We start from the raw sequence: 12,941 nt of genomic DNA, 5'->3' as shown, positions 1-12,941 counted from the left end.
CCAAAATAGAATGTACGGTTACATTGTGACACATTGTGCTGAATTTGGCAACTTATGCCTACTCCATCTCAACCGGCCCCAGAATCACGGCCTCCACCACGGCCCCGGCGGCAAAATCTCCCTGGCCGTGTGGCAACACAATCAACCCGTTGGCCCCCACCATTGACAATAAACGGCCTGAACCCTGGAAGCCGGTGGTGGCGGCGATGAGCGCGCCATGGGGTTGGCGCGCAAGCGCGACCCGCTGAAACTCGGTGCGACTGGCATCGTGTTTTATGGCGTGGGCCAGGATTGCCTTTTCGCGGGGACGGTAAAGTTGGGGATGGCCGGCCATTTTCAGCAGGGCGGGCCGGACAAAAATTTCAAAACTGACCAGGGCGCTGGCCGGAAAGCCGGGCAGGGCAAAACAGGGCTTACCCTCAACGGTGGCAAACGTGACCGGCTTGCCCGGTTTGGTTCTGACCCGGCCAAAGTGAAGGGTTCCCCGCGCGGCCAGGTAGGGTTTCACCAGGTCAAGCTGGCCCATCGAAACCCCACCAGAAGTGATCAGGACATTGGCTGCGGCCAGGCCGCGCTCGATTGTTTCTTGCAAGTGCTGCGTCTGGTCCTCCACAATGCCCAAATCAAGCGCTTCTGCCCCGGCCTGTTCAACCGCGCCTATCAAGGTAAACCGATTGGCGTCTCGAATCTGGCCGGGTTGGGGATTTTGGTGAGGCTCCACAATTTCGTTGCCGGTAGACATAACGGCCACCACTGGCCGGCGGTGGACAGAGATTTGGGTTTTACCCACCGTGCCCAACAGTCCCAACTCCGGCGGGCCTAAAACCGCGCCTTTGGCTAACACCAACTGTCCGGCTTCAATGTCTTCACCCACCGGCCGGATGTTGGCCCCTGCTTGAATGTCGCCGGGCAGAATATCAATCTGGCCCTCTTTCTCCTCGGTTTGCTCAACCATCACCACCGCGTCTGCGCCGGGCGGAACGGGCGCGCCGGTAGTGACGCGGGCGGCAGCACCCGGTTCAACGTGCACATCGGCCACGTAGCCGGCGGTTTGATCGCCCACAATCCGGCGCGGTCCGGGGCCGTCGGCTGCAACAACGGCAAAACCGTCCATGCCGGCTGCCGCAAAGGGCGGCATCGGCTCATCGGCAAAAATATCTTCGGCTAAAACTAAACCCAAAGCCTTATGAAAAGGCATGGTTATGGCCGGCAAAGTCTGTATTTCGCGCTGAATGATGGCCAGCGCTTCCTCGAGGGGGATCATGGGGTAGGGTGATTCAGGCATGGTCTCATCCTTCTATTATTTTCTGATCACCCGGATGCCATCCTCCCCGGCAATAATGGCTTCGGTGGCCATGTTCAAAAAGAGGCCATGGCCTACCAGCCCGGGCCGGTTGTTGAGCATCACGTCCAATTCAGCGGGGTTATCCAGGCCGTGGGGAAACGTGCAATCAAGAATGTAGTGGTGATTATTGGTGACGTAAGGGTTCTTTTCGCTGCCGCGTAAAACAGCCGTGCAACCCAGGCTGGCCAGCCAGCCAGCCTGAGCTTTCCAGGCAAATTGGAGCACTTCCACGGGTAACGGGCTGCGTGTGCCTAACTTTTTGACCTGCTTGCGGCTATCCGCCACAATAATCAAAGATTTGGCGGCGATCTCAATGATTTTTTCCCGAACCAGCGCGCCGCCCAAACCTTTGATCAGGTCAAGGTTAGGGTCAATCTCATCGGCCCCGTCAATGGCCAAGTCAATCACCGGCTGCTTGTCAAGGGTGGTTAAGGGAATGTCGTACTCTTTGGCCAGGGCCTCGGTTTCTTGCGAGGTGGGGATGCCCACGATGTCGGTTAAGGCTCCCGCCTGCCACAATTGCCCAATTTTGATGATGGCGTATTTGGTGCTGGTGCCGGTGCCCAGCCCCAGCACCATGCCATCTCTGACTCGCTCAACTGCCTTTTCAGCGGCTTGTTTTTTGAACTGTTCTACAGGCGACATTTTGCTACCGTTTAGATTTGTCAATAGCCTCCAGGGCGCGCAACACCACGTTTTCCGTGGTAAAGCCCCACTGCTGGTAAAGGGTTTTGTATGGGGCCGAAGCGCCAAAACGATTCAGCCCAATCACTATCCCTTGCGGCCCAACCCACTGTCCCCAGCCCATGGTCACCCCGGCTTCTATCCCCACCCTGGCTTTAACCGAAGCGGGTAGCACCGAGTTTTGGTACTCCTCCGCTTGTTGCTTGAACAATTCCCAACAAGGCATGCTCACTACCCGCGCCCCAATGCCCTGCTCGGCCAGTTTATGGTAGGCTTCCACGGCCAGTTGTACTTCTGAGCCGTCGCCAATCAGGATAACGTCCGGGTACACTTTGTCGGTGTCCAGCAGCACGTAGGCTCCTTTGGCCAGGTTGGCGGCGTCGCCCATTTTAGAACGGTCGAAAACGGGCAAGCTCTGGCGGGTCAGGAGCAAAGCCACCGGCCCATCTCGTTTTTCCAGGGCCACTTTCCAGGCATGGATGGTTTCGTTGGCATCGGCGGGCCGGATGACGAGCAGGTTGGGAATGGCCCGGAGCGAGGCTATTTGTTCGACCGGCTGGTGGGTGGGGCCGTCTTCGCCCAGCCCAATGCTGTCGTGGGTAAATACAAAGATAGAAGGGATGTGGGATAACGCGGCCAGGCGAATAGCCGGGCGGCAATAATCGGCAAAAACCAAAAACGTGCCGCCGTAGGGGATCACCCCGCCGTGCAAAGCCATCCCGTTGAGAATGGAGCCCATACCATGTTCGCGCACGCCAAAGTGAAAGTTACGACCGGCAAAAGTGTCGTTGCCAAAAACGGGATAATCTTTCAAATAAGTGTTATTGCTGGGGGCCAGGTCTGCCGAGCCGCCGATGAGGTTGGGGATGACCGGGGCAATGGCGTTAAGCGTTTGGCCCGAAGCCTTGCGAGTGGCCACACTTTCACCGGCGGCAAAAACGGGCAACGCCTTTTCCCAATTTTCGGGCAGTTCGCCGGAAATGGCGCGGCGGAACTGCTCAAATTCGGTGGGATAGGCTTTGGCGTATGCGGCCAGCTTGGCTTCCCATTCCGCTTGCCGTTTGGCTCCCTGGTCCACCGCCTGGCGGAATTGGGCCAGGGCTTCATCGGGAATGTAGAATGTTTTATCGGGGTCCCACCCGTAGGCTTCTTTGGTCTGCCGGACCTCGTCCGCGCCCAGGGGAGCGCCATGCACCCCGGCGGTATTGGCCTTGTTGGGGCTGCCGTAGCCAATGGTGGTGCGGCAGGCGATGATCGAAGGTTTATCGGCAACTGCCTGGGCCGCTTTAATGGCCTGGGCTACAGCCGCCCGGTCATGGCCGTCAATCTGCTGGGTATGCCAATGGTAAGCCTCAAACCGTTTCAGCCGGTCTTCGGTAAAGGATAAATCGGTGCGGCCGTCAATGGAAATGTGGTTGTCGTCGTACAGGTAAATTATTTTGCCCAATTTCAGGTGACCGGCCAGGGAAGCCGCTTCATGAGACACGCCTTCCATCAAGTCGCCATCGCTGACAATGGCATAAATATAATGGTCAATAATTTTATGGCCGGGGCGGTTGAAGGTTTCGGCTAAAAACGCCTCGGCAATGGCCATGCCCACGCCGTTGGCAAAACCCTGGCCTAACGGGCCGGTAGTAGTTTCCACGCCAGGGGTGAGGCCATATTCAGGGTGGCCGGGCGTTTTGCTGTTCCATTGGCGAAATTGCTTTAGTTCGGCCAGGGGCAAGTCGTAGCCGGTCAGGTGCAGCAGGGCGTATAGCAGCATTGAGCCGTGCCCGGCCGACAGCACAAACCGGTCCCGGTTGAACCAATCAGGATTTTTGGGATTATGCTGTAAAAATTGACTCCAGAGCACGTAAGCCATATCGGCTGCGCCCATTGGCATGCCGGGATGGCCGGAATTGGCTTTTTGCACGCCGTCAATGGCCAGGGTACGAAGAGTGTTAACACAAAGTTGTTCGAGTTCTGTCTGGGGCATTCTTTACTCCTTTTGCTGATAAAGACCTTTAGGGTCAGCAAAACCCTAAAGGTCTAAAGTGTTTTAAAAGGGTCACGCGGCTTATTTTTGGGGAACGTTGGTTTTAGGCGGCTGCTCAAAACGGGGGGTGAATTCCCGGCCGGCAATAAAGGCTTCGGTACGTTCGCGGGCTTCGTCGTCGTGGTATTGCACCGGCGGCGACTTCATAAAGTAGGCCGATGGAGCCATTACCGCGCCGGAGATGCCTCTATCCAGGGCCAGCTTGGCGCAGCGCACGGCGTCAATGGTCACTCCTGCCGAATTAGGGCTGTCCCAAACTTCTAATTTGACTTCCGCCTTCAGCGGCACGTCGCCAAAGGTGGTCCCCTCCATCTGGATGTAGCAAAACTTCCGGTCGGTCAACCACGGCACATAATCCGACGGCCCCACATGCACATCATCGGCGGGCATTTCATAATCCAACTGGCTGGTTACGGCGTTGGTTTTGGATATTTTTTTAGATTCCAGCCGTTCTCGTTCCAGCATGTTGAAAAAGTCCATATTGCCGCCAAAGTTGAGCTGGTAGGTGTGATCAAGCCTTACGCCTCGTTCCCGGAACAGGCGGGTGAGCACCCGATGGGTGATGGTGGCTCCCACCTGGCTTTTGATGTCGTCGCCGATAACGGGCAGATTTTTCTCTTCAAAGCGGCGTTGCCAGTAGCCCTCGCGGGCAATAAAAACCGGCACGCAGTTAACAAAGGCGCAGCCGGCGTCTAATATCTGTTCAACGTACCATTTGGTAGCCATTTCTGAGCCAACGGGCAAAAAGCTGATCACCACGTCGGTTTTGGTGTCTTTGAGAATGCCTACCACGTCGTCGGTTGGGCCGCCGGCCTTTTTTATTCTTTGGGCCAAATATTTGCCGATTCCATCGTGGGTCATCCCCCGGTATACCGGCACGCCCAGTTGAGGCACATCGGAGAATTTTATGGTATTATTTGGCTCCACCCAAATGGCTTCCGCAAGGTCTTTTCCCACTTTGTTGGCGTCTACGTCAAAACCGGCTGTAAACTCAATATCACCTACATGATAACCCCCCAGGTTAACGTGCATTAAGCCCGGCACAAATTCATCCGCTGCGGCGTTGCGGTAATATTGTACCCCTTGCACCAGAGCGCAAGCGCAGTTTCCCACGCCAATAATAGCCACCCGCACTTTACCCATAGTAAATTATCTCCTTACGTTATAGAATTTTAAAGGTTTGGGGAATAAATTATATTTTATCCTGTATGAGGACATGAAACCATGAAACTGGTTTGTGCGCAAATTAGCCGGTGGTCAAAGCAATTGGCCATTGAAGAATTTGGATTCACAAGGGTTTATCCGGCTATCCGCATCGCCAATGGTCAACTTGAAAGAAGATCCGGTTACTCTTCACACAGAACTACGTTGTCGGTAGTGTCTGTATGGTATTCATACTGCCGGCCCTGGGTTTCCAGCACTATCAGGTAGCCGGGGGTAATCACCTGGGCATACATAAACCCTTCCTGGGGACAGCCCAGGCTGGCGTCGCTCCACTGCCTTTCTTCCATTGAAACTAGGGTGATTTTGGCGGGGGGAACGCCGGCGTGTTGGGCCAGGTGGTCTATTGCCGCAGCCAGGGCAGTTTCGCTGCCTTTAATGGGTTCAACTTTTTCAAAGGCCATCGCGGGGGGAACCGGCGATAAGGGAGAAACGGGGGAAATAGGCTCGATCATCTCTTTGAGCAGCGTGGGGCTGGGTTGAGGTGTAGCCGTCGGGGCCGCCTGCGCTTCGATGGTTGTTTCCGCCGGAATATCTTGGCCGGCCCGGGAACCACATCCCCCAACGGCCATAGCCACCCAAATCATAATCATTAAAAAACAAATTTTGTTGTTTAAATATCGCATCAAAAACCACCTCCAACCTGTTTGTCTTACCGGATAAGACGTTGGTTGGGGCGTAAAGGTTCCCCATTACCCTGTTCAACCCAACAAGCGCGCTTCCACCTCAACCGGGGTGAGGCCCACCACAATAACCATTTTTTCGGTTGAAGTTTGGCCGGCGGCCACCTCAACGTCTTTGCGGTCAACTTTGAGCTTGTCGGCCAAAAAGTTGATCAGCGTACTATTGGCAATGCCGCTGGCAGAGTTGGCCTTCAACCGGATTTTGAGGGCGTCGCCATGTTTGCCCACCACTTCGTTTTTCATTGATTTAGGCACTACGTGCACGGCAAAGGCCGCGCCTTCTTCGGCTTTGGTGATCTTAAATTGGATTTCTCGCATGGTCCATTCTCCTAGTCTGCTTTATGGAATTGGCCCTGTAATACTCCATTTGAATAGATATGCCATATTTCGTATGCCGTTTACGCAATACGCAATACGCCTTGCTACCTCAAATTACGTAGAGTTGGTTCATATTAAAAGAGAAATTAAAAGCCTTCTCAAAATATCCAGCCCGATCAAAGCCACTAAAGGGCTTAGGTCAATCATGCCAATGGTGGTGAATTTGCGTAGCGGTTCTAAAATAGGGTCGGTAATGGCATAAAGAAATCTGATGGCCGGGTTGTAGGGGTCTATCCGCACGCCGGCCATGGGCAACCAAGAGAGTAATACTCTAATCAGAATGGCCCACCACAGGGCTTGAAACACTATGTTTATCAGCAGCACCAAAAAGTCAGCCATTGTTATCCAGTCCTCCCAGGTAGCGAGATTTTTTGTAAGCGGCCCAGATGGCTTTTGATAGAACGGTTCTAAACGCGCCTTTTTCCAATTGGTAAAGGGCGTCGGCGGTGGTACCGCCCGGTGAGGTGACCATATTGCGCAGCTCAGCCGCGTGGCGGCCGCTATCGCGGGCAAAAGCCACCGAACCTTCTATGGTCTGGAAAACCAACTGTTCGGCCACCCGTCGAGAAAACCCCATGTGCACCCCGGCGTCAATCATCGCCTCCATAAACAAAAATACGTAAGCCGGCCCGGTGCCGGAGAGGGCCGTGGCCATATCCAGGTAATCTTCCTTATCCACGTAAATTTCTTCGCCCAAAGCGGCCAGGATGGCCTGGGATTGTTGTCGTTGGGTTTCGGTGACTTCGTCTGTAGCCATCCACACCGATATGCCTTTACCCACTCGCGCCGGCGTGTTGGGCATCACCCGCACCACCCGGTAGTGGTGGAGGGCCTGACTGATTTTGGCAATGTTGGCGCCGGCAATGATAGATAGCACCAGTGCTTTCGAAGGGATGTGTCCCCGCAGTTCTTGCCCAATTTCAGCTAAATTTTGCGGTTTGACTGCCAAAATCACAATGTCTTGGTCCTTAACGGCCTCCAGGTTGTCCTGGGTAGTGTTGATCTGGTAACGTTGGGCCAATTTTTCAAGCTGGGCCGGGTAGGGGTCGCTGGCGATAATGTTTTTTGGCTCAATTAAGCCTTTTTTGGTTACCCCGGCGATCATGGCGGTGGCCATAGCCCCGGCCCCAATAAAACAAATTTTGGTGTTTTTTAGCATGTTAACCTTTCTCCAAAAAGGGCGCGACCAACTCTAATGATTGTGGCCCCTTCTTCAATTGCCACTTCAAAATCATCCGTCATGCCCATAGACAAATGTTGCCAGGCAATTTCCGGCATTTCTTTTTGCAACCTGGCCCTTAAGCCGGCCAGGCTTTGAAAAACCGGACGGGTTTCCTCCGGGTGGTCGCCCAAGGGAGCCATGGTCATCAGCCCCCGGATTACGACTCTGTCAAGCTTAGCCATGTGGGCGATGGATTCCAGGAAAGTGTTTAATTGCCCGCTGTCCGAAGTCCAGGCGTCAAGGGCAAAACCATATTTGCTGGCCTCGCCCGAAACGTTACATTCCAGCAGTATCTCCACTGGCGGGTAATCGTCGCGTTCGGCCAGACGGTTGAGGCGTTGGGCCAGCTTCAAACTATCCACGGCATGCATCAAGCTAAATTGGCCCAACGCGGCTCCTACCTGGCGGCTTTGCAAATGGCCGATCAGGTGCCAGGTTGGCGCTTCATGTTCCGGCAAATTACACGCCAGCCATCCGGCCATTTCCATCACTTTGGTCCGCCCCTCCTGAACCCGGTTTTCGCCAAAATGGCGCAGCCCGGCCCGGTAAGCGGCAATGACCGTTTCCAGGGAGTGGGTTTTGGTGACCGCCACCAGCGTTATCTCAGCGGGGTTTCGCCCGGCTCGTTTGACCGCGGCGTTAATCCGTTGATAAACCGTTTCAACGTTTACCGTGATATTAGGCACCGGCCGCTCCTCTTAGCCCAATGACGACCCCAAATCGCCCGGTTCGACCCTGTTCAGCCCGGTGCGAGAAGAATTCAGCCGTATGGCAGGCCGTGCAGATTTCCGATTGAATGATCTGTTTAACCCCGCTGGCGGCCAATTGCCGCCGGTTAGCTTCCCACATGTCAAATTTAACGTTTCCATTGCCGCCAATGAACAGCCCGGCCGAGTTGGAAAAACTTTTTTCAGCCGCCGCTATCACATCGGGGCCTACCTCATAACAACACGGGCCAATGGCCGGCCCAATCACGGCCATGATATTTTCCGGTTGACATCCCAGGCGGCCAACCATAGCCGATACCGTGGCTCCGGCCGCGTTTTGCATGGTGCCACGCCAACCGGCGTGGGTTAACCCAACCGCCCCGCCCAGCGGGTCAAAAAAAATAAGCGGCGTGCAGTCGGCAAAACGCATAAATAGATAAACGTCTGGTTCATTTGTGATCAGACCATCGGCTTTACCCATAAACTGCTGCCGCCGGCTCTGAGTGGCGGTTAAAATATCAACGCCATGCACCAGGTGACACGAAACGGCCTGCTCAGGCAACACCTCAAGGGCGGCGCAGGCCTGCTGAAAATTCTTTTCCACGGCGTTGGGGTCATCGCCAACGGCCGAACCCAGGTTCAACCAATGATAAGGCTCCTGGCTAACCCCTCCTCTGCGGCTGAAGATAGCGTGGGTCAAACGGGGATAAGCAGCGAAGGCGCGGATACGATACAGCCCCAGATTTTGGATCGTAACCGCATACACGCTATCGGATGTTGTCCGGGCCATAACCAAATGAGTGTATCACATTCACCAATGGGCGTCAATTCAATTTTAATTTTTCCTCAACCACGCCAACCCGCCCATTCTTTTACCATTATACCAGACCACCAGACATTATGGAAACCGCAGCCAAATCTTTTTGCTTATTTTATCAACTACGCTTATATTCATAACCAAAATATATTTGCCCAGAGGCAGAAGTGATGACCGAATATAAAGAATTCAACGGACACGTTTTTTACCGGCGCATGGCCCATCCTCGGCCAATGATAGCGCACGGCGAAGGTATCTATCTGTTTGACGTTGAGGGCAAGCGTTACCTTGACGCTTCCGGGGGTCCCATTTTGGTGAATGTTGGCCACGCTGTGCCGGAGATTGTCCGGGCGCTGGCCGAACAGGCTCAAGCCGTGGCTTACGTTCACGCCACCATGTTCACCAGCCAGGCCCTTGAAGATTACAGCGCCGCCCTGGCTAAGGTGACACCCCTGGAAAATCCTCGTTTTTTCTATTTGGGCAGCGGCTCCGAGGCTGTGGAGACGGCGCTCAAATTTGTGCGGCAGGTGCAGGTTGAGCGCGGCCAGGCCAACCGCTATCTGGTGATCTCTCGCTGGCACAGTTATCATGGCACCACTCTGGGCGCGCTGGCCGTGAGCGGGCGAGCCGGTTTGCGCCAACTCTACCAACCAATGATGTGGCAAACGCCCCACATCGAGCCGCCCTATTGTTATCGTTGCCCGTTTAGCTTAGAATATCCCGCTTGCGGCTTGCGTTGCGCCCACGCTTTGGAAGACGCCATCAAAATAAACGGCCCGGAAACAATTGCCGCCTTCATCGCCGAGCCGATTAGCGGGGCCAGTCTGGTCGCAGCCGTGCCTCCGGCCGAATACTGGCCCCTCGTCCGCCAAATCTGCGATCACTATGGTCTTTTGCTCATTGTTGACGAGGTAATGACCGGGTTGGGCCGGACCGGGCAGTGGTTTGCCATTCAAAGCTGGGGTGTTGAGCCAGACCTGATTACCATGGCCAAAGGCGTTGGCGGGGGCTATTTCCCGCTCTCTATTACGGCGGTCAAGAGCGCGGATGTTCAGACTATTTGGGCCGGGCGTGGTGATTTTTCGCACGGCGGCACCTTTTCCCATCATCCGGTGGGGGCGGCAGTGGGCTTGGCCGTGCTGCGTTATTTGCAAGAACATAACCTGGTTGAAGCGGCTCGCCAGCAGGGAGAAAAATTAGGTCAAAAATTAAGGGCCGTTTTTGGCGACCATCCCTATGTGGGAGATATTCGCGGCCAGGGTTTGATGTGGGGGCTGGAATTTGTGGCAGACCGCGCCACCAAAATGCCGTTCCCTGCGGAGCGCAAAGTTGCCCCAAAAATAGCCGATGCCGCCTTTAACCTGGGGCTGATCCTTTATCCCGTCCGCGGCAACATTGACGGCCTGCAAGGCGACCAGGTGATGGTTGCCCCGCCTTTTATTGTTACCGAGGAGCAATTGGACGAAATTGTTGGGTTGTTGCACGAGGCAATAGCAGCGGTGCTATAATGTCGGCTACGTGTTTACATAATTTGGTTGACATATTATTTGAGGTGAGGTATGATGATAACGTCCACGCAGAGTGGTGATGATCATTCTCATTTGGGAGAGAAGTAGTGACTAAGAAAAGGCAAAGCGCCAAAGTGCCGGTGGCCCAATTTGTGGCCATTATTGCTTTGTCTATTTCTGTTTTTTTGATCATTGACCTGGGCCGCCGGGCCGCAGCCAATTATCGGGTGCAGCGGGAAGCCGAACGCCTGGGCCAGGAAGTTGCTATAGCCCATAGTTATCAACAGACATTACTGGCTCGGCGGAGTTATGTAGCCAGCGACCTTTACATTGAAGAAGTGGCGCGCCGGGAGTTAAAGTGGGCGCGTCCGGGCGAAACCGTGGTGGTAGTAATGCCCACCCCGGAAGCCGTCGCCCAATCACCCAAGCAACATGTGCAGGTTGTCAGTATTGGTCCTTCGGCCCAAACCCCGGTAGAGGCCTGGTGGTTACTGTTTTTTGGCCATGATTCTTTTCCTCGTTATACCAGGGCCACGCCCTGATTTGACACACATCGCCTTTTGACTAAAATTTACACGTGGATAGGCTGATGTAGCTCAGTGGTTAGAGCACGAAACTCATAATTTCGGGGTCGGTGGTTCAAATCCACCCATCAGCATTTGGGCTAACGCGACACTCACAAGATCATTTCCGTAGGTGCCGGGGGGGGCTTTTTGCAGAAGCCATTTTTAGCCGCTGGCCTGGTTGGGTCGGCGGTTTTGTTTTTTGGGGTAAAAATGAACAAAGACACTTTTGATATTCTTATGCTTATTGCCCGGCCCGCTGCCGGTAAAAGTGAAATTATTGATTATCTGAAGCGCACCGATCTTGATTCTCGCCGCCAACGTTTTCACGTTGGTGAGTTTCAGGAAATTGACGATTTTCCGATGCTGTGGGCCTGGTTTGAGGAAGACCATATCTTGAGCCGGTTTGGCCACCCCCGGCTGCATACTACCGCAGACAATTATTTCAAGTGGCCTTATTTGTGGGACGTGCTCATCCACCGAATTTGCCTGGAATACAGTAAACGCCTGCGCGATAACCCTCACTATCATGATCGGTTCACTACCATCATCGAGTTTGCCCGGGGCAGGGAGCACGGCGGTTTTGCCCGCGCGTTTGCCCATTTAAGTGAAGAAGTATTGTCACGAGCGACGATTTTGTACCTTAACGTGTCTTTTGCAGAGTCGCTGCGTAAAAACCGCAGGCGGTTCAACCCCAACCGGCCTGATAGTATTTTGGAGCATGGCCTGCCGGACGAGAAGCTAAAGCGTCTTTACAAAGAAAGCGATTGGGAGGAGGTCAGCGCCGCCGATCCCGAATTTATCACCCTCCAGGGCCGGCGAGTACCCTATGTGGTTTTTGAAAATGAGGATGATGTGACAACGGGGCCGGGCGAGGCATTGGGGAGGCGATTAGAGGAAACGCTAGGCCGGTTATGGAAGTTATATCGAGCCGGTTTATATTAGATGATAGGCCCAACTCACCGGCTGGCCACCATCATAGGGCATCACGCCGTGAAATTGGCGAGGGTCATCACTAAAGACCAGCGGCAAAAAATAACGGTCGCCGGCCCATAGGGGGAGTTCCAGGATTTTTTTCACCGGCACCCAAGCTAACGTGCCTTCCGGGTTTTCAGGGTAAGGCGTGCCGCTAAAGCGGTCAATCCGAAAAATAAAGCCAAACCAGTCTTCGCCACCCTGGCCAAAACCGGGCCAACTGATGGTGCCGCGCAGGACAAGGTCTTCGCACTCAATCCCCGCCTCCTCGCGGATTTCTCGTTTTAGCCCGGCGATAATGTCCTCGTCCGGTTCCAGCTTGCCGCCAAGTCCGTTGTATTTGCCCAGGTGCAGGTCGCCCGCCCGGCTGTTCCGATGAATCAGTAAAACCTCCGCGCCATCCGCCGACATAACGTAGCCGAGCGTGGCCAGGATAGGGGTATAGGGCATAAGGTTTTTCCTCCGTTGAGAGTGTTGGGTATTGAGCCTACTGAATCCCTGGAATATCTGTCAATTCAGTGGTGCGGCACCGCAACCAGCCAACCAAGGTTACAACGCCTGTAGACCCTACAGGCTGGGGAGTAGTATAAAGCGGAAGCTGGAAAATGGAAAACGTATGATGCAATTTCCCAACCAAAGGAGTCCGGCCCACGCCGGACTCCTTTGATTAAACTATTACCGCCTTAAGGGGTGCGGAATTATGAATTTTTAGAAATTAATGATACTGTTGGTGAATTTATGTTAAGTAGCAGGCGCCAGAGCCAGAAACTTGGAGCGGCGTGTTCGTGCCTTTGGCCTTT

At 54.3% G+C, this 12,941-nt stretch carries 14 protein-coding genes and 1 tRNA gene; 4 read left to right on the top strand and 11 right to left on the bottom strand.

Annotation, left to right across the window (positions count from 1 at the left end; all coding sequences use genetic code 11):
* Positions 1-58 precede the first annotated feature (58 nt).
* From JW953_16015 to pgeF, 10 genes are all read right to left on the bottom strand, one after another.
* On the bottom strand, positions 59-1,285 hold the full coding sequence (locus JW953_16015; GenBank protein MBN1994204.1) for a molybdopterin molybdotransferase MoeA: 1,227 nt from the start codon (positions 1,283-1,285) through the stop codon (positions 59-61).
* Positions 1,286-1,300: 15 nt separating this feature from the next.
* Complete coding sequence (gene rpiA, locus JW953_16010; protein MBN1994203.1) at positions 1,301-1,990, bottom strand: ribose 5-phosphate isomerase A; 690 nt, start codon at positions 1,988-1,990, stop codon at positions 1,301-1,303.
* A gap of 4 nt (positions 1,991-1,994) precedes the next feature.
* Entirely contained in the window at positions 1,995-4,007 is a 2,013-nt protein-coding gene (tkt, locus tag JW953_16005; protein ID MBN1994202.1) for a transketolase, read from the bottom strand.
* Positions 4,008-4,088: 81 nt separating this feature from the next.
* Positions 4,089-5,210 carry an inositol-3-phosphate synthase gene (locus JW953_16000; GenBank protein ID MBN1994201.1) on the bottom strand — a complete coding sequence of 374 codons (1,122 nt, stop codon included), beginning with the start codon at positions 5,208-5,210 and terminating at the stop codon, positions 4,089-4,091.
* Between the two features lie 203 nt (positions 5,211-5,413).
* A complete protein-coding gene (locus JW953_15995; protein ID MBN1994200.1) occupies positions 5,414-5,914 on the bottom strand; it encodes a hypothetical protein in 501 nt (166 codons plus the stop codon).
* 75 nt (positions 5,915-5,989) lie between these two features.
* The gene (locus JW953_15990; protein ID MBN1994199.1) at positions 5,990-6,289 is read right to left on the bottom strand and encodes a DUF167 domain-containing protein; all 300 of its coding nucleotides are present in this window, start codon (positions 6,287-6,289) and stop codon (positions 5,990-5,992) included.
* A gap of 129 nt (positions 6,290-6,418) precedes the next feature.
* The gene (locus JW953_15985; protein MBN1994198.1) at positions 6,419-6,688 is read right to left on the bottom strand and encodes a YggT family protein; all 270 of its coding nucleotides are present in this window, start codon (positions 6,686-6,688) and stop codon (positions 6,419-6,421) included.
* Positions 6,681-7,508, bottom strand: coding sequence for a pyrroline-5-carboxylate reductase (locus JW953_15980; protein ID MBN1994197.1), 828 nt, complete (start codon positions 7,506-7,508; stop codon positions 6,681-6,683). Before JW953_15980 ends, JW953_15985 begins: the two co-directional genes overlap by 8 nt.
* Positions 7,502-8,257, bottom strand: a complete 756-nt coding sequence (locus tag JW953_15975; protein ID MBN1994196.1) for a YggS family pyridoxal phosphate-dependent enzyme — start codon at positions 8,255-8,257, stop codon at positions 7,502-7,504. Before JW953_15975 ends, JW953_15980 begins: the two co-directional genes overlap by 7 nt.
* The gene (gene pgeF, locus JW953_15970) at positions 8,250-9,068 is read right to left on the bottom strand and encodes a peptidoglycan editing factor PgeF (protein MBN1994195.1); all 819 of its coding nucleotides are present in this window, start codon (positions 9,066-9,068) and stop codon (positions 8,250-8,252) included. Before pgeF ends, JW953_15975 begins: the two co-directional genes overlap by 8 nt.
* A gap of 197 nt (positions 9,069-9,265) precedes the next feature.
* Here pgeF and JW953_15965 point away from each other — a divergent pair, with 197 nt between their 5' ends.
* From JW953_15965 to JW953_15950, 4 genes are all read left to right on the top strand, one after another.
* Positions 9,266-10,603 carry an aspartate aminotransferase family protein gene (locus JW953_15965; GenBank protein MBN1994194.1) on the top strand — a complete coding sequence of 446 codons (1,338 nt, stop codon included), beginning with the start codon at positions 9,266-9,268 and terminating at the stop codon, positions 10,601-10,603.
* Positions 10,604-10,710: 107 nt separating this feature from the next.
* On the top strand, positions 10,711-11,145 hold the full coding sequence (locus JW953_15960; protein MBN1994193.1) for a septum formation initiator family protein: 435 nt from the start codon (positions 10,711-10,713) through the stop codon (positions 11,143-11,145).
* Positions 11,146-11,188: 43 nt separating this feature from the next.
* Positions 11,189-11,261 (top strand) — tRNA-Met (locus JW953_15955).
* Positions 11,262-11,379: 118 nt separating this feature from the next.
* Positions 11,380-12,111: a hypothetical protein gene (locus JW953_15950; GenBank protein MBN1994192.1), complete on the top strand. Its 732-nt coding sequence runs from the start codon at positions 11,380-11,382 to the stop codon at positions 12,109-12,111.
* Here JW953_15950 and JW953_15945 read toward each other — a convergent pair.
* A complete protein-coding gene (locus JW953_15945) occupies positions 12,103-12,591 on the bottom strand; it encodes an 8-oxo-dGTP diphosphatase (GenBank protein ID MBN1994191.1) in 489 nt (162 codons plus the stop codon). The two genes, JW953_15950 and JW953_15945, sit on opposite strands and share 9 nt — an antisense overlap.
* Positions 12,592-12,941 lie beyond the last annotated feature (350 nt).

This window comes from Anaerolineae bacterium, assembly GCA_016931895.1.
In the GTDB taxonomy this organism is placed as follows: domain Bacteria; phylum Chloroflexota; class Anaerolineae; order 4572-78; family J111; genus JAFGNV01.
Note: the sequence above shows the minus strand (reverse complement) of the source record. Positions and strands in the feature narration are given on the sequence as shown.

Coding starts and splice junctions, on each gene's coding strand:
- JW953_15945 (MBN1994191.1), bottom strand. CDS start 12,591: ATGCCCTATACCCCTATCCTGGCCACGCTCGGCTACGTTATGTCGGCG.
- JW953_15990 (MBN1994199.1), bottom strand. CDS start 6,289: ATGCGAGAAATCCAATTTAAGATCACCAAAGCCGAAGAAGGCGCGGCC.
- tkt (MBN1994202.1), bottom strand. CDS start 4,007: ATGCCCCAGACAGAACTCGAACAACTTTGTGTTAACACTCTTCGTACC.
- JW953_15965 (MBN1994194.1), top strand. CDS start 9,266: ATGACCGAATATAAAGAATTCAACGGACACGTTTTTTACCGGCGCATG.
- JW953_15980 (MBN1994197.1), bottom strand. CDS start 7,508: ATGCTAAAAAACACCAAAATTTGTTTTATTGGGGCCGGGGCTATGGCC.
- JW953_15950 (MBN1994192.1), top strand. CDS start 11,380: ATGAACAAAGACACTTTTGATATTCTTATGCTTATTGCCCGGCCCGCT.
- JW953_16000 (MBN1994201.1), bottom strand. CDS start 5,210: ATGGGTAAAGTGCGGGTGGCTATTATTGGCGTGGGAAACTGCGCTTGC.
- JW953_15995 (MBN1994200.1), bottom strand. CDS start 5,914: ATGCGATATTTAAACAACAAAATTTGTTTTTTAATGATTATGATTTGG.
- JW953_16015 (MBN1994204.1), bottom strand. CDS start 1,285: ATGCCTGAATCACCCTACCCCATGATCCCCCTCGAGGAAGCGCTGGCC.
- rpiA (MBN1994203.1), bottom strand. CDS start 1,990: ATGTCGCCTGTAGAACAGTTCAAAAAACAAGCCGCTGAAAAGGCAGTT.
- pgeF (MBN1994195.1), bottom strand. CDS start 9,068: ATGGCCCGGACAACATCCGATAGCGTGTATGCGGTTACGATCCAAAAT.
- JW953_15985 (MBN1994198.1), bottom strand. CDS start 6,688: ATGGCTGACTTTTTGGTGCTGCTGATAAACATAGTGTTTCAAGCCCTG.